Genomic DNA, 18,199 nt, shown 5'->3' on the forward strand with positions numbered 1-18,199 from the left:
TGACGTTTTTATGGTTCTATGTTATACCAACTAATATAAGGATTAAACTGTTCAAGTGCTCAATTGTCCACTTATCACATATGTAAAAAATCGTGTAACTAAATGCACGATTTCACCATTAAGGTATGTGACACGACACTACTTATCATGAAGAGAAAACTAATCATCATTCTATCCTCAGTAGGGATACTAGTGTTAGCCGTTGTGCTAGCCGGGGCTTTTGCCGAACAAAAAGAAGATCCAAAGAATCAAAGACCTCAGGCGGTTACCAAAACCGTGCAAACCAAGCAGGTAAATTACCAAACCATACAAACTGATGTGGTTTCATACGGAAGAGTACAAACGGCTCAAACGCTGGATCTTCTATCAGAGGTTTCCGGGAGGATGTATCAGGGGAAAGTAAGGCTAAAGGCGGGCGAACGTTTCCGAAAAGGAGATTTGCTCTTTTACATTGATGATAAAGAGCCCGTATTAAATCTCAAATCTCAAAAAAGTAATTTCCTTAGGGATTTGGCAGGTATTCTGCCGGATATGAAAGTTGACTTTAACGACAACTTCGAAGCATGGAAAGCATACTTCAATTCGCTTGATATCGATAAGAAGTTTGGCCCATTGCCGGAGGCTACTTCAGAAAAGGAAAAAATATTTCTTGCAACAAAGGGAATTTACAGCACTTACTATACCATTAAGAGTGCGGAAGCAAGGTTGGACAAGCATCGCTATTATGCTCCGTTCGACGGGAGTATCATGGAAGTAACCCTGCAATCAGGATCGTTCATTAATCCGGGTGTAAGTATTGGTAAGGTGATGAGAAGAGGAGTACATGAACTTAAGGTTGCGATTGAGACCAAAGACATCCCTTGGATCAAAGACAATTCTCCGGTAAAAATCTATTCTGATGAGACGGATCAATACCTGGAAGGTCGTGTTACGCGAATCAGTGATTTTGTAAATCAAAATACGCAATCAGTGGATGTATTTATAGCAATCCAATCTTCTGAGAGTAAGATATACGATGGCCAATTCTTTCAAGCTGCGATACCGGCCCGAACAATTAAGGATGGGATGATCATGCCAAGGAATGCCATTTACAATGGTAATGAGGTATTTGTGGTAGAAGATACGCTGCTTAAAGTCAGAAAGATCAACGTGATCCGTTTAGCCGATGAAGAAGCAATCGTCAGTGGATTGGATCGTGGAGTTGATTTAGTAATCGAGCCATTGATCGGCGGTTTCAATAACATGGTTGTTGAAAAACAAGAAGTGAAAGACATTGATTTTGAACTTGGTGAAGCAGAAGAAGCGGTAAATACCGGTCAAGCTCCAACAGCATCTAACTAAAGCGAAGCATCATGACGTTTATAAAAAATCTGGTAGAGTATTTTGTTAAGTTTCCCATACTGGCAAATATTCTAATTGCTCTGACTTTGATTGGCGGCATTGTTGCCATTGCAAATACCAAAAAGTCCTTCTTTCCCACACGGAGTGATCGAAACATCAATATCACGGTAGCTTATCCAGGAGCATCTCCCGAGGAGATGGAGGAAGGAGTGACCCTCAAGATAGAAGAGGCCATCAATTCAATCGCAGGTATCGATGAGATCATGTCCACGTCTTCTGAGAATTCGGCCAATATCACACTTGTTACTTTCGACAATTTTGATATCGATGATATTTACACAGAAGTGAAAAATGCTGTCGATGGTATTAATTCATTCCCTGCTGGAGCAGAAAAGCCCATCGTATTCAAGCAGAAGCAAAGATCCACCGCGCAGTGGCTAGGACTTACCGGAGATGTAGATTTAAGAACCCTAAAGAAGTTTGCCGAGGAAATAGAAGATGACCTGCTGGCTAACGATGCGATATCACAAGTTAATGTCAGCGGTTTTCCCGCACTGGAAGTTTCCATAGAGGTGAGTGAGCAGGACCTTTTGCGATACAATCTGACGTTTGATCAGGTAGCAAATGCAGTCAGGCAAAATAATAGGGACATTTCAGCAGGATCTGTAAAATCAACCAAGGAAGAAATTTTAATTCGATCCAAGGCCAAAGAGACAGAAGCATCGGACATTTCGAATATCGTTGTAAGAAGCAATCAAGATGGAAGCGAAATACTTTTAAAAGACATTGCAGTCATCAAAGAGCAGTTTGCTGATGTGCCCTCCAAAGCCATGCTGAGCGGAAAAGAGGCTGTATTCATTGAGGTGAGAAAGCTGGAGACGGAAGATTTGGAGGAGATCTCGGAGGTTGTAAATGCTTACGTAGACGATTTCAATGCCAAGAATAACTCGGTAGAACTACATATGACGTGGGATTTTATGAGCATGCTCAATCAACGCCTTGACTTACTTACCAACAATGGCATGCTTGGACTGCTACTGGTATTGATTTCACTTGGCTTATTCCTGAGCCTGAGATTATCCTTCTGGGTGGCATGGGGTATTCCTTCATCCTTCCTTGGCATGTTTATCCTTGGTGCTTTTGTGGGCTTAACCATTAACATGATTTCCTTATTCGGAATGATTCTGGTAATCGGAATTCTTGTGGATGATGGAATTGTGATTGCAGAAAACATTTACTCACATTTCGAGAAACACGGCAATCCGATAAAAGCGGCTGTGAACGGTACAATAGAAGTGCTTCCGGCAGTATTTACTTCTGTAACAACTACGATCGTAGCATTTACACCTTTGCTTTTGCTTACAGGTGGTTTTGAATTTCTCAGAGACATGGCCTTTGTTGTTTGCTTTAGCTTGGGCTTTTCCTTGCTTGAAGCTTTCTTCGTCTTGCCGGCACACCTTGCGAGCAAGAGAGTTTTGAAAGTGAAGAAAGAGGATACCAGAAGCTACAAAGTGAGAAAAACACTGAATGGCGTAATTGACTACATGCGAGATAATATTTATGGAAGAGGCTTGAGGTTTACCATGCAAAACCGATGGGTGTCGCTATCCATGCTTGCTGGCTTCCTGATCATTATTATGGGATTGCTTGCCGGAGGTCAGATCAAAGCCACATTCTTCCCCCAAATCCCTTTCAACAGCTTTAATGTGAACATTGCATTCAAGCCAGGAGAAAGGGAGCAGAAAGTAGAAAAATATATCGCGAGGTTTGAAGATGCCATTTGGAAAGTAAATGATGATCTGAAAGCCAAATTTGAAATTGACGAGGATATCATAAACAATACATTCTCAAACATTGGATTTTCACAATGGGAATCTGGTTCGCATACAGGTTCTATCAACATATTCTACAAGGAATTAGATGATTACGGAATCAACCAATTCGACTTGATCGGAATGATCAGAAAAGAAATCGGTCCTGTTGCAGAAGCAGAGAAGTTTGCCATCGGCGGAGGCAATCGGTTTGGTAAGCCGGTATCTATGCGACTGATGGGTAAAAACTATGAGGAACTAGGTGAGGCCAAGCAGTTTCTGAAAGAAGAGCTTGCGGAAATCGCGGATCTTAAAGAAATAGAAGATAATGTGCCCGTAGGTAGGAGAGAGATGCTTTTTGATCTCAGACCGGAAGCGTACTTCCTGGGGTTAAATCACAACGACATTACCAAGCAAATGCGCCAGGGTTTCTTCGGTGAGGAAGTTCAGCGATTCATGAAAGGCAATGATGAGTTGAGAGTATGGGTTCGCTATCCTGAATCAGGTAGAAAGAGCATCAATCAGCTGGAAGATATTAAGATCAAGACGCCAACGGGTCAGGAATTTCCATTGACGCAGTTAGCAGAATATAAAATTGAAAGAGGTGTTTCAGGTATTAAACACTACAACACTTCAAGAGCCATTACTGTAGAGGCAGAGATGATTGATCCATTTGGTGAAGTTCCTCCGATACTGCAGAAAATCCGCGAGGAAATTGTGCCTGAGCTAAATGAAAAGTTCCCGTCGGTGATCGTAGATTATGGTGGCCAATCGCAACAAAGTGCACGAGCAGGGCAAGAGATCGGACTCTATTTCGGAGGTGCATTCTTGCTTATTTTCTTTATACTGATGATCACCTTCCGATCGTACTATCAAGCGGTGTTGATCATCATGATGATCCCACTAGGTTGGTTCGGCGCTATTCTCGGACATGGAATTGAAGACTGGATATCTCCGGGCAAAGAACTTCCTGTGTCACTATTAAGTGTTTGGGGAATGGTAGCACTATCCGGTGTGATCATTAACGATGCGGTTGTTTTCTTATCCAAATTCAATATGCTCGTGAAGAATGAAGGGATGACTGTGTATCAGGCGGCTTACAATGCCGGATTATCCAGGTTCCGCCCAATCATTCTCACATCTATGACGACAGTTCTTGGTTTATACCCGCTGATTAAGGAAACCAGTTTTCAGGCACAATTCCTGATTCCGATGGCGATCTCTGTGGCTTATGGCGTATTGATCGGAACATTTATCATTCTGCTATTCTTCCCGGTATTTATTGTGATGTTCAATGATATTCGAAGAGCCGCTAAATGGTTGTGGACAGGGAAGAAGCCGTCAAGAGAAGATGTGGAACGTGTGCTGATAGATCAACGGCGAATAGAAGAATACAAAGAATCAGCTTAACAGTACAGTAACCTAAGACTACATACAACTCAACATGAAGAAACTCATTTTTTCACTTGGAATACTATGCCTTTTTCAGGCAAACAGTCAGGAGTCTCTTTCGCTTTCTGATGCGATCCAGATTGGGCTTCAGCGCAACTACGGAATACAGATTGAGCAAGGCAATTTGGAAGTGGCTCAGAACAACAATAACTGGGGAGAAGCCGGAAGATGGCCAACGATTACATTAAATGTAAATCAGAACAACAACCTCACAGATAATGTAAAAGTGGCATTTCCTACAGCTACACAAGGGCAAACATTATCCAACCAGTTGAACCCGGCTGTAAATGTGAACTGGACCATTTTTGATGGATTCCGCGTGAATATCACCAAGAAAAGACTGGAGTTGCTTCAAGCAGAAACCGACGGCAATGCATCTATTGTGGTAGCCAATACACTTCAAAGCATCATCCTGGGTTATTACCTCGCGGTATTGGAGCAGGAGCGTTTGGAAGAGTTCCGAAAGCAGCTGGCACTATCTCGTGATAAGTATGACTATATAAAAATCAAATCAGATCTGGGAGGTGCGGTTACAACAGATGTATTGTTGGAAGAAGGTAATTACCTGACCGACTCCATCAACTTCATCAATCAGCAGTTGGTGTACAGAAATGCCATTCGTGACTTGAATGTATTGCTTGCAGAAGAAAATGTAGCCAAGACCTATACTTTTTCTGATTCGTTGATCATTCCGGATGAGCAGTATACTTATCAGGATTTGCGAGGGCAGATGCTTAAAGAAAATGTAGACTTGCAAAAGCAGTATATCACACAAACACTGCTTGGCCAGGCTACAAAACTGAGCACGGCCGATCGATATCCGACACTATCGTTAAACGCCTCATTTTCAGAGAATAGAAATAGCCTGGACCTTTCTGAGGCTATCTTTTTTACAGGAAGTGGATTTTCAGGTGGGCCAGATACTCGATTAAATAGTGTTACGGATAATTACACCGCCAACTTCACACTTTCATACACATTGTTCAATGGTGGTCGGATTAAACGCGCCATTAAGAATGCAGTTGTGAATGAGCGAATAGGGGAGCTGAGAGTAGATCAGTTAGAAAATTCATTGGATCGAGATTTGCTCACCGCTCTTGATAGATACAATATCAGACGTCAGCTTTTCGCTATTAATTCCAGACGTGAGACTGCAGCCAAAACAAACCTTGATTTGTCTGAAGAGAAATATAAAAATGGAAGCATCAACTCATTTGACTATCGAGATGTGCAAAACAATTATCTGTCCTCATCTATTCTAAAGCTTCAAGCTACTTACAACCTGATCAATTCGAAGATAGAGCTCATGAGGCTTACTGGAGGATTGATCCGGGAATACAATCAATAAGCGTTTCTAACTTCAATCAGAAACTGCTCCATGGCATCCTTTACCTCATCCGTTGGTCGAGTGTAATGATTGCTCATGAGCGAAAAGATCATTCGCTTGCCTGAGCGCGTAATCAAATAGCCACTTAAATTGTGGTTGTTGCTGAGGGTGCCTGTTTTTGCAAATATGAAAGGTGGTTGATACTCATTCGGAAGATATCTTTCCTCGAGTGTGCCCTGTCCACCAGTTGGCAGGATGGAGGTAAGTCGCTCCCAGCCAAACTCATCCAGACACATCTTGAGCAAGCGAACCTGGTCTACAGGTGCTATGAGGTTGTAGCGAGACAGACCGGATCCATCTACCCAAACCAGATCATTGAGGCTGATCAGCCAAGTATCTTTCACCGCATTGATAAAAGGTTTTATCTCTTTATAGCCATGTTTTCTAGCAGCCATTAGCAACAGTTGTTCAGATAAAAAATTGTCACTTGGTTTCATCATTCTGGCCAAAACGGTATCTATAGGTTGTGAAAACAAAGTGTCTGGGTCAGTGAAAGAAACTATAGACCAGTTGATTTCAGATTGCATCGTATCCTTCAGCAAGTGAAACAAAAGTTCCTTTGAATACTCGAAAGGAATTATTCGTTCAAAATCTGAGGTGTCACTTTCCAGATAGGCTTTGAATACATTGTAGTTTAGCTCCCGGTCGACCAATTCACCAGGCTTTGTTTGCTCAAGCACCTCCACATATTCCTCAAAAAAGGGAGGAGTGATTGAAAGAGAGTCATTCACTTTTTTTATACTAACTGTGTTGCCGTATATCGGCCACCAGGAACGTTGGGGTTGGAAGTTATAGATGTAGTCATCCCATGCCCAGCCTGAACCAAAAGGAATTGGGTCCTCCTCCGGCCACACAACTGATATGGCATCTTGCTGATTCAGGAAATCGAAGGTCTTTTGAGTTTCGAATGGCTTATATAAAAATGTAGGATCTCCGATTGGATACACTAATACACCTGAATCCATTTCTTGATAAACGATGGAAGGAAGTGAATCTGTAAACGTCTTCAAGGCTGCATACATCGTTAACAACTTCGTGTTTGATGCCGGAGTGAATTTCAATGTAGAGTTAAAACCAGCTATATATTTGTTGGTTTCAACATCGAACAAGCTGAATCCAGTAAACTGATTTGAAAAGACCTCAGACTGTTTTAATAACCTTTCAGTGTCAGTTTCTACAGCCAGCTGCTTTACGCTTGCACAACTGCCAATAATTAAGACCAGTATAAGCAATATGGACTTTGAAAATGATTTATGGCGAATACAATGAAAGAAATAATACTGAATCATAGGTTAAATAGGTGACTTAAGCATTTTTCGAGCTATTTTTCCGCTCATAGAGCACTATTTTTTTCGTACTCTTAATTTATTTATTTTGCTCTCACTAATCTAATCCAAAAGAAACTTCTACCGCTGAACCAATGAGTATTTTAGAATTAATCACGCTTCTTATTTTTCTTGCCGCCGCGTTTACTCTAATTAACATTACGGTATTGAAACTTCCATCGACCATTGGATTGATGTTCATCGCATTAACCATGTCGGTTACCATCTTGATATTGGGATATTTTGTCCCTTCCATTACGGAAGGAGCCGAGCATATAATTGCAGAATTTGACTTTGAGGAAGTACTAATGAATGTGATGCTCAACTTTCTCTTGTTTGCAGGAGCACTGTCTACTAACCTAAACAAGCTGATAGAAGAGCGTGTGCCAGTCGTAATACTGGCCACAATCGGTACCCTGATGTCTACCTTTCTGGTCGGTTTTTTAGTATTTAAAATTTTCCCATTCATTTTAGGATTTGAAATTGACTTGATATACTGCTTGTTGTTCGGAGCTCTGATTTCTCCTACAGACCCAATCGCAGTGTTAGCCCTGACCAAACAATTCGGACTTTCAAAAAAATTAGAAATCAAAATAGCTGGAGAATCACTATTCAATGATGGTGTAGGTGTGGTGATATTTTTAACCATTTTAGGAATTGCAAAGCACCATGCCGGAATACATGATGAAGGAGGCCATGGTTCTGATGAAATTACTGTTATGAGTGTTGCTACGCTATTTAGTGTAGAGGTCTTTGGTGGTTTGTTGCTTGGAGCAGTATTTGGATTTATCGGGTTTAAGTTGCTTGACTTTATCGATAATGATCACGTAGAGCTGGAGGTATTGGTCACGTTAACCCTTGTAATGGTTGGAGGACGACTGTCATCGATAATTCACGTATCAGCTCCTTTGGCAATGGTAGTGATGGGGCTATTCATTGGAAATCAGGGAAGAGATGAAAAACTTGCAAATGCTACTGGTGAATACGTGTTTAAGTTCTGGCACTTGCTTGATGAAGCTTTGAATGCGATTTTGTTTATACTTATCGGACTCGAAATGCTAGTCATTGCAGAGTCATTTACTATGAGCAACCTGGCTATCGGAGGAATTGGAATTGTCATTGTGTTGACTGCAAGATTCCTGGGTGTAAGTATTCCAATCACGGCTATGAGGCGATTCAGGACATTTGAACCAAAAACAATTCAAATTCTAACATGGGGAGGTTTGCGTGGAGGAATCTCCGTGGCACTTGCTCTATCACTTACTGATCTTGCCTTTCCTGATCATGTAAAGGATACAATATTATTCACTACATACTGTGTAGTAGTATTTTCAATTTTAGTTCAAGGATTGACGATAGGAGCCCTATTGAAAAAATAGTCTTTTGGCTGTTCTCTTTTCAGTAAAATTTATGAAATTCGCTGATTGAGGAATATTGCATTTTTAAAAATAACCAACTATGAAATTAAGTATCGCTGAAGGATTTTATCTAATCGCTTTAGATGACGAGGAAGGACGAATTTTAGCAGCTGCAGAGAAAACTGTTGTGCCAGGTGTAATATCGGCATGTATTCTGGAATTGTATCTTCTCAAGAAAATTAAACTTGATGGCGGCAGTATTTCTGTAGTAGATACTATTGGAACTGGTAACGGAATACTTGACAATGTATTGAAGAAATTACAAACAGGTCCTGGGTTGATTGATCAAATCAAAACGCTATCCGGTAAGTTCAAAGACATCCAGGAAGACCTTAATGCACTTCTTGTTCAGCGAGGAATTCTAAAAAAAGAGGAAACAAAACTGCTTTGGATTCCACTTTCTGACCGAATGGATAATGCCAACTATGCCTTTGAGCAAGAGATTAGAAATAACCTCAAGGCTATCGTTTTTAAAAGCGCAAAGCCTTCTCCTGCATTCACAGTTTTATTCTCAATCATCGATGATTGCAACATCTTAGATGAAGTATTCAAAGACAAAGATGAGTTGATAGATGCAGAGAAAGTTGGTAAAGAAATCGTAGAACGATCCGGAGTTGAAGCTGAGCTTGCGAATGCACTCCGAGAGCTAAAATCTTATTTTGGCAGGTAAATTACTTTAGTGCGGAGGAGTAATTCTAATTACTCCTCTTCATCCCCATTTTTGGTGTTTACCAAATCGACCCTTTCCAATTCTGTTAGCTCTTTATTCTCGGTGGCTAAGAATTCCAAAAGTTTAGATTCAAATTCAGCTTGTCCGGAATCTTCCGGGATGCCGTACATCCGAGCGTACATCTTATTTTGAAAGTAGGACATGGTTCTCAGATAGGATATTATTGTATCCTGTTTCTCCATTAGCTTATTTGCACGAAAAGCCATGAATCCGAAACCTTCATGCGGGTTATTGTTGTCTCGTTCGGTTAAAATATATTCCACACCATCTACTTCAACCATCGTGAAATGGGTATCTTCAAAGCTATCCTTTACTGCCCTTGGACGAAATTCTTCACCTTCATTAATATCCCGATTTTGACAACCAAGAAGTAGGAATAGCACCCAGATAAATGTTAGCTTCTTCATTTATTTCTGTCTTTTACTGTGCCTTCTTCCACACCAAACACGCGCTTGAGTAGTTTAAATGCCTTACCATTTAGAATGATGATTAAATAGTCACCCGAGTGGATTTTGAGATCACCTAAAGGGTTTTTAATCAATTTCTTTTGTCCGAATTTATCCCGCTTGGTTATCCCGATTAGAACAGAATTATATCGCTTTTTTAAATCGAAAAATACATCTTGATACGCTTTGCCATTGTATGGATTGTTAGGAGTAATCAATAATTGCTTGATGTCGTAATCACTGTCTGATTTTGCGTACGACAAAATTGACTCACTATATGTAGCAACATCGGGCTCAAACATGTAAGAAGCCAAAAGTTTAGATGATATTTCTTGTGTGGAGATAGTGTTACTCACACCTGCAGATAGAAAAGTGTTTTTCAAATCACCATTCTCTAAAGTAACTACAAATTCAGTTTCAGGAAACACCTTTTTGAGGTTCAAAACATAAACCAGCTTGTCTGTATCATCGAGCATATTGACAAATACAATGGTAGCTTCATCAATATTTGATTTCTTGATCATTTCGTGATTATTGTAGTCACTAAAGAGTACAAATACGTTTTTAGAATTGTACTTCTCACGTATGAGATCTACATCATCTTTTTTATTTGTAATCACAGCCACGCGCCTGCCAACACCCACGAGCTGATCCACGACATGCCATCCGAATTCATTCCAGCCAATAATGACTGCATGATTACTAAAGTTGGTTCCGGAGTAGCCAAGCTTTTTGTTTTCCTTAATTGTTGTCATAAGCGTAGTAAGTTGTCCAATTAAAATACCGAAAATACCAATACTGGTAAGTATAAAAATGAGGGATATATAACGACCGTAGACGGTGGCCGGGAAGATGTCTCCATAACCCACCGTGGTTAGTGTTACCAGCGAATACCAGAAAGCATTTGAATAGTTGTTCAGCGCAGACTGATCGCTATCTTTTTCCACAAACACAAGAAGCCATACCAATGTCAAGTAGACAATAATGACCAGTGTAACCAGCAGAAATAAGCGAAGGCTAGCGTTCTTTTTAAAGGTAGTAGGCATAGGCTAGGTAAAAATCAAATATAACATATTAAAGATGTTTTTTGATTCTGAAATTTGGGTGATCATCATACATTATTCTTTTCTAAGATAATCAGATAATTCGCTGATTGTAGAAATTTCAAGAGAATCTGCATGATCGCGCCTCATCATCAAAGCAAAAGTGTTATTAAACCCAAGTGGAGAAAGCACTTGAATGTTATGCAGATCTTCTAACTCAGCTGTGATGGTGTCTAGTAACATTTGGGGATCGTTGAAATTGCTAATATCGCTGGGTTTTTTCTTTAGGAGTACCAGGTATGCCGTTCCGGTATATTCAGGGTAGATATCAATTTCTCCTAATCTTAGCGCGTCAAAGACCAACTTGGTGCCACCAAAACCTAATTGAAGCTTGGTCTTTAGCTTGGTTTTATTTTCAATCAGCTGAGCAAAAATATGAGCAAGTAGAAAATTTTCGGTAAATGCTTTTGATCCAATGATGATGTCAGGCGAATCCGATGAGCCTGCGTTCGGATTCGCGTAAATATTGATTGTCTTTAAATAATCATTGGCCACTAAATTCAATGCACGTTTCTTTCCGTCGACCTCATAATTCAAAGTGGCCATTAAAGAATCACTCATTGCTCCGGTTATTTCATTGAAGCATTTAATAAGATCAGGATAGCGAGACAAAGTGATTCCATTGATAAGCGGAACTGCATGGTACGGAGGAAAGTATCGTTTATCATCATTCAGCAGTTTTAGATTGAATTCTTTGATTCTACCGTCGGTACTGAACCCATCAATGACATCCACATCTTCTTCATAAAGTGCTCGATACATTAGCGCAATTTCCATTTCCTTAACTTCCATTGGGAGGTCATAAACAGAATCCAAACCGACAAATCCATCGGCTCGCTCTATAAATTCAGAATTAAAACCTGCAACAAGTTGGGAGGAATCAGTTTTAGGTGTAAAAAAACTTAAAACAAGAAAAACAAAGCCCAAGCCTATAATACTTACCCAAAGTGATTTCTGTTTATAAAATCGCTGAATCAAACCCAGCAAAGCATCAAGTGCTAAAGCCAGGAGGGATGCCGGAATAGCTCCCGCAAGGATCATGTTTGTGTTGTTCAATGAAATGCCGCGAAAAATAAACTCTCCAAGGCCTCCTGCCGCGATTAGCGCACAAAGTGTAGCTACTCCTACGTTTATTACAGCGGAAGTACGGATACCTGCAAGAATAATTGGAAAGGCGAGTGGTAGCTCAACAAACCTCATCAATTGTGCCTGTGTCATACCCATTCCTACTGACGCTTCCTTGATCGATGGTTCTATTCCTTTTATTCCTGTATAAGTGTTTCTCACGATGGGTAATAGGGCATAGAGAAACAGTGCTATTATTGCCGGAGTGGTTCCAATACCTACGATTGGTAAAAGGAAGCCAAGTAGTGCAAGGCTCGGAATGGTTTGAATAACACCTACGAATCCCAGTGTGACCGATGCGATCTTTTCTATTCGCGTAATTAAGATACCAATTAGGATGCCAATCACCGAAGCAATCAACATCGAAACAATGGTGAGCTTTAAATGTTGAACCGTCTGATCCACCACTTCATTCCAATGTGATATGATAAACTCCCACAAACTCATAGGTGATAAGTGCCTAGGATTTCAGCCAATCTATTTTGCTTTTCCTTTTTGGTTACGTCCTCATCCTTCAGGAATTCTATAACTGATTTATTATCAATCTTCTGATTTTGTAAGAATAAAACCAGCCGATCCTTTTGCAGGAATGAGCTCACAAAATCATTTGCTGGCTGGGACAGTAGTTCCGAAGGGGTGCCGATTTGTTGAATTTTGCCTTTATCCAACAGGACAATTCGATCACCTATTTTAAAAGCTTCCTGGACGTCATGGGTAACCATAATAATAGTCTTCCCCTTCAAAAGTGGAATACTGAGGAAATCATCCTGCAATTCATTTCGTGTGATATTGTCCAAAGCGCTGAATGGTTCATCCATCAATATCAAGTCAGGATCATTAGCTAAGGCTCGAGCTATGCCAACTCGTTGCTGTTGACCACCGCTTAGCTGATATGGAAACTTGGAGAGTAGATCCATTGCGAGTCCGGTCAATTCCATCAACTCGTTGAGCTTATCAGGAGAAAGCGACTTCTCATCAATTTGATTTACCAATGAAATGTTCTGTTTGATTGTCAAATGGGGTAGCAGACCCACATCCTGAATGACATAACCAATATTTCTGCGGAGGATGTGCTTTTCAACAGACGTATTGGATTTTCCACCAATTTCAATCATGCCGGAATCAGGCTCGATCAACCGATTGATGAGTTTGAGCAGAGTTGTTTTGCCACATCCGCTAGGTCCTAAAAGAACAATCGTTTCTGAAGATTGAATCTCAAGCGAAATACCTTTCAAGACAGGCTTTTCGCCATATGACTTATGGATATCTGTTAGTTTTAGAGATTCGATAAGGATAGTTTTTACCTATCTTAAACTTAATCAATCTACTGATTAAACCCTCTTAACTTGATTTTGGTGAGTTTCCGCTTTGTATCGAGCGGGAAGTCTCCTTTCATCATCCAGTCGTAGAAACTAGGTTCTTTCTGAAGAATCTCAGTCACTAGTTTTCCTCGATGCTTGCCAAAATTGAAGACTTCTTTACCGTCCTTATAAATCATTCGTCCGGCAAAGTCTACACGGGACGAGGTGGTGAGATCATGGAGAACTTCCATGTCATTTTCGATGGTAGCCAGTTTTTTACCAAGCATGTCAAAGGCATCCTGTCCTTCGTACTTTTCAATCTGAGAGACCAAAACTTCATGTGTTGCTTTTGTATCGGCCAGCGCACTGTGGGCATTTTCTAAATCTTTGCCACAGTAGAATTTATAGGCAGCAGTCAGGTTTCGCTTCTCCATTAAATGGAAGATTTTTTGTGCATCTACAATCTTTCGTTGCTCGGTATCAAAATCCACGTTAGCTCGTAGAAACTCTTCTACTAACATGGGAACATCAAAGCCTAATACATTGAAGCCGGACAAGTCACAACCCTCTAGGTATTGAGCTAATGATTTAGCAACCTGTGCAAACGTTGGTTCATCTTTTACATCTTCATCATAAATTCCATGAATCAGACTTGTTTCATGCGGAATTGGAATCGTAGGATTGATCTTACGACATTTTTCCTCAACTGACCCATCCGGCATAATTTTTACCATGGCCATTTCAACGATTCGGTCCTGCGAAATTGTAGTTCCAGTAGTTTCCAGATCGAAGACTACCAAGGGATTTTTAAGATTCAGTTTGAACAAAATGATGTGTTTAAAAAGGTAAGAGATCAAAGATAGTATAAAGCACCAAAGGGACTAAAAATTCGTTGTGGATAAGTGGGGAGAAAATGTGGAATACTAAAGCGTTTGGTGAGTGGTGTCAAGCTAAGTTTGCATGACCAATCAAAACCTAATTAATAACACCCTGAATGGAAGGAGCCAAGCAATCATCTACTACATCTGCAAAAAGCCGTCGAATTGGTCTTTCTACCGTCACTGAACACTTAGGCAAACTTCCACCTCAGGCAGTTGAAATCGAAGAAGCAGTTTTGGGTGCATTGATGCTGGAGCGTGATGCACTCTCCAATGTGATTGATATTTTACATTCCAAAAGCTTCTACAAAGATTCCCATCAGGAAATTTATGCTGCGATTGTTTCACTGTTTAACGATAGCCAGCCTATAGATATAAAGACGGTCACACACCAACTTCGAAAAGAAGCAAAACTGGAAGTCGTTGGTGGTGCACATTTTGTCGCTGAGCTCACCACGAAAGTAAACTCCGCTGCAAACATTGAGTATCACGCAAGAATCATAGCCGAGCAATCGATCAAGCGCGAATTGATTCGAATTTCGTCAGAGATTCAAAAAGATGCATATGAAGACACAATAGACGTCTTCAAGTTATTGGACCGAGCAGAGCAATCACTTTTCGATGTGTCGGAATCACACATTCGAAAAAATTACGATAAAATGAGCTCGCTGATGCATCAGGCAATCGACGAGATTCAAATAAGAAAAGACCGTAAGGATGGTTTGACCGGAGTGCCTAGTGGGTTTTCTGCATTGGACAGAGTCACATCAGGTTGGCAGCCTTCAGATCTAGTCATTATTGCTGCAAGGCCAGGTATGGGTAAAACGGCATTCGTGGTTTCTGCACTTCGAAATGCAGCCATTGACTTCAATACACCAGTAGCCATCTTCTCGCTGGAGATGTCTTCTGTTCAACTGGTCAATCGTTTGATTTCTGCAGAAGCAGAGTTGCCAAGTGAAAAAATTAAGAAAGGAGATCTGGCCGACTATGAGTGGGAGCAGATGATCCACAAGACCCGAAAACTGTCCGAAGCGCCAATCTTCATAGATGATACACCAGCCCTGAGTATTCTGGAGCTTCGTGCCAAATGTCGAAGACTCGCTGCACAACATGGTGTGAAGCTTATCATCATTGATTATTTACAGCTAATGAGTGGTGACAGTAGTAAAGGAGGTGGAAATAGGGAACAAGAGATTGCTTCCATATCAAGAGCTCTAAAAGGAATTGCCAAGGAACTAGAAGTACCTGTATTAGCACTTTCTCAGTTGAGCAGGGCAGTGGAAACCAGAGGAGGAGATAAGCGTCCTCAACTTTCAGATTTGAGAGAATCAGGATCGATAGAGCAAGATGCAGATATGGTAATGTTCCTTTATCGACCAGAATACTACGGTCTAGATACCGATGAGTCTGGTATGCCTTTGCAAGGACTTGGAGAAGTAATTATTGCCAAGCACAGAAATGGATCCCTCGACACTGTCAATCTTAAATTCATTGGCAAGTTCACGAAGTTTACAGACTGGGATGGCGATCAAGGGAATGGCTTTGGATCATTTCCATCCTCAGGTCCATCCAACTCTGACTTTACTATCACATTACCAAGCAAAGCCAACGACGAGGGAGAAGGAGATGATGAGACTCCTTTCTAATAATTAGCCGAAATACATAATTAATTCTAAATCAGATCGCTACATCAACCATGCAAGCAGTCACTATTACTCAAGAATCAGAACCCATTCAATTAACCTCGTTGACAAAACCGGAAATCTCGGGAGACGAGTGTCTGATCAAACTAAAAGCTGCGGCTCTAAATCGAAGAGATCAATGGATAAGAAAAGGTATGTATCCGGGGATTAAGCCAGGAACTGTTCTTGGATCGGATGGCTGTGGGATCGTTGAAAATGGTCCGAATGAGTGGGTAGGAAAAGAAGTAATCATCAATCCCAATGTAGATTGGGGAGATAACCCTGAAGTTCAGTCTGACCAATACTCCGTACTTGGCATGCCGACTAATGGAACTCTAGCAGAACACATCAAGGTACCCGCTCATCGATTGCATGAAAAACCATCACATTTGACTGATGAAGAAGCAGCGGCTTTACCTCTTGCTGGACTTACTGCATTTAGAGCTACAATCAAAAAAGGAGCATCAAAAGCGGGGAAAAGGGTACTTGTTACGGGTGCCGGAGGTGGAGTAAGCCAATTTGCCATTGCTTTTGCAGTTTTCAGTGGAGCCGAAGTATATGTAACCAGTGGCAGTGATGAGAAGATTGAGAAAGTGAAAAAGATGGGCGTGAAAGAGGGATTTAATTATCGAGACGAAAAGTGGTTTAAGTCTGCTGCAGATGTAGGAGGATTCGATTCTATCATCGATAGTGCAGGAGGTAATCAATTGAATAATTACTTAAAAGTCATCAAGCCGGCTGGGCGGATTGTGATGTATGGAAGTACCACAGGACATCCTGAGAAACTTGATGTATTTCGATTATTCTGGTCACAAGCGCAAATCATGGGATCCACTATGGGTAGTGATCAGGAGTTTGTTGAGATGGTAGAATATGTTAATAAAAACCAGATCAAACCTACTGTCGACAAGGTATTTGAATTGAGTAATTACCTTCAGGCATTTGATAGATTTATGGATCCTGATTCATTTGGCAAGATTGTGATCCGCTTCTAAATTTTATTTGTATTTATCGTTAAGCCCGACTTTGTCCATAATCATTGGTATAATTTTATCCAGACGTTTTTGCTTGGTCTCTGCTCTTTTGGCCTCCTCAATGTATTCTGCATACTCCCTTTTGCAAGAGTGTGAAAGCGATTCGAACGTTTCTGAAAGTTGACTGTCAGAGGCTAGAGCTTCTTTCAATACATCAGGGATAGTCAGTGGCTTTTTTTCTGGCTTCAGCTCTTTGCCGTCCTTTTGATTTTGAATGGCTTCATTGATGTAGGAGAGCACCAGCTTATCATCTATATCGTCAATGGATTCAAATCTCCATTGCCGCAAACCTTTAGTCTTACCTTCTTGAGCATTGATAAGGACATCAGCTTTGTCTTGAAGAAATACCCCGTTAAAAAACCAGATACCGACATAAGCTTTAAAAGCACCAATACCGACTACATTTTTGTTTTTCAAACAATAAGTTGGGATACCCCATTTCATTTTTTCTTCTAGCTCTGTGGAAAGAAGGATGAATTGAAGTTTTTTCAGAATATCTAAATGATCTGGGACAGACTCGAAATATTCGTGAGGTGAATTGGCCATTTTCATGTTTTGAAATTAGCCAATCATTTCAAAACATAATCTTTTGTAAGATGGAATTTACAGTTCTTCTGAACCGTCGCTCATAGATTTGAAGGTTCTTCTTTCTTGAAATTCCTCAGGATTGTTGTTCATCTTTTTGAACTGATTAAATGAGCTCGTTACCCATACAACCAATGCAATAGCTATAGTTAAAATCCCTATTATCAATATTTCCATACTGTTCTTGTCGAATTGATTTATAAATGCTTAACCAATAGCAATGGCAATTGTTCAGATATTTTAATCTTTATCAATCTGAAAATTCTGATAAGCAGACTTCAATTCACCAAGTGCCTTTTGATCACTTTGATCATTAGCTAAGGCAATTCCTTTTTGGAAAACGGCATCTGCCTTTTTCCAAAGCTCCTCCTCCCAGAGTAAGTGTGCTGCCTTGAAATATGAGGGTAGGTATTCGGGATGCTCGCTTAAAATGGCTTGAAGCAATGCAAGTGACTTGCTGGGTTCTACTTCGTAATATTCCATCGCCAGCGCATATTTATTGAAAGGGTTGGAGGGTTCTTCCGCTATGTACTTTTTCAATAATTCGATTCTGGCCGCATTCATAGTGCGAATTTAGCAAT

16 protein-coding genes are annotated in these 18,199 nt (G+C 40.6%); 7 read left to right on the plus strand and 9 right to left on the minus strand.

Going from position 1 to position 18,199, the window contains the following annotated elements; genetic code table 11:
- The first annotated feature begins 147 nt into the window (after window positions 1-147).
- The 3 genes from ACL8WY_RS17830 to ACL8WY_RS17840 are packed head-to-tail and all read left to right on the plus strand — an operon-like array spanning window position 148 to window position 5,952.
- Window positions 148-1,341, plus strand: a complete 1,194-nt coding sequence (locus ACL8WY_RS17830) for an efflux RND transporter periplasmic adaptor subunit (protein WP_436516127.1) — start codon at window positions 148-150, stop codon at window positions 1,339-1,341.
- A gap of 11 nt (window positions 1,342-1,352) precedes the next feature.
- A complete protein-coding gene (locus ACL8WY_RS17835; RefSeq protein ID WP_436516128.1) occupies window positions 1,353-4,562 on the plus strand; it encodes an efflux RND transporter permease subunit in 3,210 nt (1,069 codons plus the stop codon).
- Between the two features lie 34 nt (window positions 4,563-4,596).
- Window positions 4,597-5,952, plus strand: coding sequence for a TolC family protein (locus tag ACL8WY_RS17840; protein WP_436516129.1), 1,356 nt, complete (start codon window positions 4,597-4,599; stop codon window positions 5,950-5,952).
- On the opposite strand, the gene ACL8WY_RS17845 is transcribed toward ACL8WY_RS17840, so the two are convergent.
- Entirely contained in the window at window positions 5,946-7,280 is a 1,335-nt protein-coding gene (locus ACL8WY_RS17845; RefSeq protein ID WP_436516130.1) for a D-alanyl-D-alanine carboxypeptidase, read from the minus strand. The two genes, ACL8WY_RS17840 and ACL8WY_RS17845, sit on opposite strands and share 7 nt — an antisense overlap.
- A gap of 131 nt (window positions 7,281-7,411) precedes the next feature.
- Here ACL8WY_RS17845 and ACL8WY_RS17850 point away from each other — a divergent pair, with 131 nt between their 5' ends.
- Window positions 7,412-8,695 carry a cation:proton antiporter gene (locus tag ACL8WY_RS17850; RefSeq protein WP_436516132.1) on the plus strand — a complete coding sequence of 428 codons (1,284 nt, stop codon included), beginning with the start codon at window positions 7,412-7,414 and terminating at the stop codon, window positions 8,693-8,695.
- Between the two features lie 79 nt (window positions 8,696-8,774).
- Entirely contained in the window at window positions 8,775-9,404 is a 630-nt protein-coding gene (locus ACL8WY_RS17855; RefSeq protein ID WP_436516133.1) for a GOLPH3/VPS74 family protein, read from the plus strand.
- Between the two features lie 29 nt (window positions 9,405-9,433).
- Here the strand turns inward: ACL8WY_RS17855 and ACL8WY_RS17860 are convergent, their stop codons facing one another.
- The 5 genes from ACL8WY_RS17860 to ACL8WY_RS17880 form a co-directional block, all read right to left on the minus strand.
- Entirely contained in the window at window positions 9,434-9,871 is a 438-nt protein-coding gene (locus tag ACL8WY_RS17860) for a hypothetical protein (protein WP_436516134.1), read from the minus strand.
- On the minus strand, window positions 9,868-10,956 hold the full coding sequence (locus tag ACL8WY_RS17865; protein ID WP_436516135.1) for a potassium channel family protein: 1,089 nt from the start codon (window positions 10,954-10,956) through the stop codon (window positions 9,868-9,870). Before ACL8WY_RS17865 ends, ACL8WY_RS17860 begins: the two co-directional genes overlap by 4 nt.
- 72 nt (window positions 10,957-11,028) lie before the next feature.
- Window positions 11,029-12,585: a glycine betaine ABC transporter substrate-binding protein gene (locus ACL8WY_RS17870; RefSeq protein WP_436516136.1), complete on the minus strand. Its 1,557-nt coding sequence runs from the start codon at window positions 12,583-12,585 to the stop codon at window positions 11,029-11,031.
- Complete coding sequence (locus tag ACL8WY_RS17875) at window positions 12,582-13,373, minus strand: ATP-binding cassette domain-containing protein (protein WP_436516137.1); 792 nt, start codon at window positions 13,371-13,373, stop codon at window positions 12,582-12,584. Before ACL8WY_RS17875 ends, ACL8WY_RS17870 begins: the two co-directional genes overlap by 4 nt.
- Window positions 13,374-13,462: 89 nt before the next feature.
- Window positions 13,463-14,266, minus strand: coding sequence for an exonuclease domain-containing protein (locus ACL8WY_RS17880; protein ID WP_436516138.1), 804 nt, complete (start codon window positions 14,264-14,266; stop codon window positions 13,463-13,465).
- 167 nt (window positions 14,267-14,433) lie between these two features.
- Between ACL8WY_RS17880 and dnaB the strand changes: the two genes are divergently transcribed.
- Both dnaB and ACL8WY_RS17890 read left to right on the plus strand, forming a co-directional pair.
- Entirely contained in the window at window positions 14,434-15,963 is a 1,530-nt protein-coding gene (gene dnaB, locus ACL8WY_RS17885; RefSeq protein WP_436516139.1) for a replicative DNA helicase, read from the plus strand.
- 50 nt (window positions 15,964-16,013) lie between these two features.
- Window positions 16,014-16,994 carry a quinone oxidoreductase family protein gene (locus ACL8WY_RS17890; RefSeq protein WP_436516140.1) on the plus strand — a complete coding sequence of 327 codons (981 nt, stop codon included), beginning with the start codon at window positions 16,014-16,016 and terminating at the stop codon, window positions 16,992-16,994.
- 3 nt (window positions 16,995-16,997) lie between these two features.
- Here the strand turns inward: ACL8WY_RS17890 and ACL8WY_RS17895 are convergent, their stop codons facing one another.
- From ACL8WY_RS17895 to ACL8WY_RS17905, 3 genes are all read right to left on the minus strand, one after another.
- Complete coding sequence (locus tag ACL8WY_RS17895; protein WP_436516141.1) at window positions 16,998-17,585, minus strand: YdeI/OmpD-associated family protein; 588 nt, start codon at window positions 17,583-17,585, stop codon at window positions 16,998-17,000.
- A 51-nt stretch (window positions 17,586-17,636) separates the two neighbouring features.
- Entirely contained in the window at window positions 17,637-17,795 is a 159-nt protein-coding gene (locus ACL8WY_RS17900; protein WP_436516142.1) for a hypothetical protein, read from the minus strand.
- Window positions 17,796-17,858: 63 nt separating this feature from the next.
- Window positions 17,859-18,182, minus strand: a complete 324-nt coding sequence (locus tag ACL8WY_RS17905) for a tetratricopeptide repeat protein (protein ID WP_436516143.1) — start codon at window positions 18,180-18,182, stop codon at window positions 17,859-17,861.
- Between the last annotated feature and the right edge of the window lie 17 nt (window positions 18,183-18,199).

It is taken from the genome of Ekhidna algicida, assembly GCF_051379705.1.
Classification (GTDB): Bacteria; Bacteroidota; Bacteroidia; order Cytophagales; family Cyclobacteriaceae; genus Ekhidna.

Coding starts and splice junctions, on each gene's coding strand:
- ACL8WY_RS17830 (WP_436516127.1), top strand. CDS start 148: ATGAAGAGAAAACTAATCATCATTCTATCCTCAGTAGGGATACTAGTG.
- ACL8WY_RS17835 (WP_436516128.1), top strand. CDS start 1,353: ATGACGTTTATAAAAAATCTGGTAGAGTATTTTGTTAAGTTTCCCATA.
- ACL8WY_RS17840 (WP_436516129.1), top strand. CDS start 4,597: ATGAAGAAACTCATTTTTTCACTTGGAATACTATGCCTTTTTCAGGCA.
- ACL8WY_RS17845 (WP_436516130.1), bottom strand. CDS start 7,280: ATGATTCAGTATTATTTCTTTCATTGTATTCGCCATAAATCATTTTCA.
- ACL8WY_RS17850 (WP_436516132.1), top strand. CDS start 7,412: ATGAGTATTTTAGAATTAATCACGCTTCTTATTTTTCTTGCCGCCGCG.
- ACL8WY_RS17855 (WP_436516133.1), top strand. CDS start 8,775: ATGAAATTAAGTATCGCTGAAGGATTTTATCTAATCGCTTTAGATGAC.
- ACL8WY_RS17860 (WP_436516134.1), bottom strand. CDS start 9,871: ATGAAGAAGCTAACATTTATCTGGGTGCTATTCCTACTTCTTGGTTGT.
- ACL8WY_RS17865 (WP_436516135.1), bottom strand. CDS start 10,956: ATGCCTACTACCTTTAAAAAGAACGCTAGCCTTCGCTTATTTCTGCTG.
- ACL8WY_RS17870 (WP_436516136.1), bottom strand. CDS start 12,585: ATGAGTTTGTGGGAGTTTATCATATCACATTGGAATGAAGTGGTGGAT.
- dnaB (WP_436516139.1), top strand. CDS start 14,434: ATGGAAGGAGCCAAGCAATCATCTACTACATCTGCAAAAAGCCGTCGA.
- ACL8WY_RS17890 (WP_436516140.1), top strand. CDS start 16,014: ATGCAAGCAGTCACTATTACTCAAGAATCAGAACCCATTCAATTAACC.
- ACL8WY_RS17895 (WP_436516141.1), bottom strand. CDS start 17,585: ATGAAAATGGCCAATTCACCTCACGAATATTTCGAGTCTGTCCCAGAT.
- ACL8WY_RS17900 (WP_436516142.1), bottom strand. CDS start 17,795: ATGGAAATATTGATAATAGGGATTTTAACTATAGCTATTGCATTGGTT.
- ACL8WY_RS17905 (WP_436516143.1), bottom strand. CDS start 18,182: ATGAATGCGGCCAGAATCGAATTATTGAAAAAGTACATAGCGGAAGAA.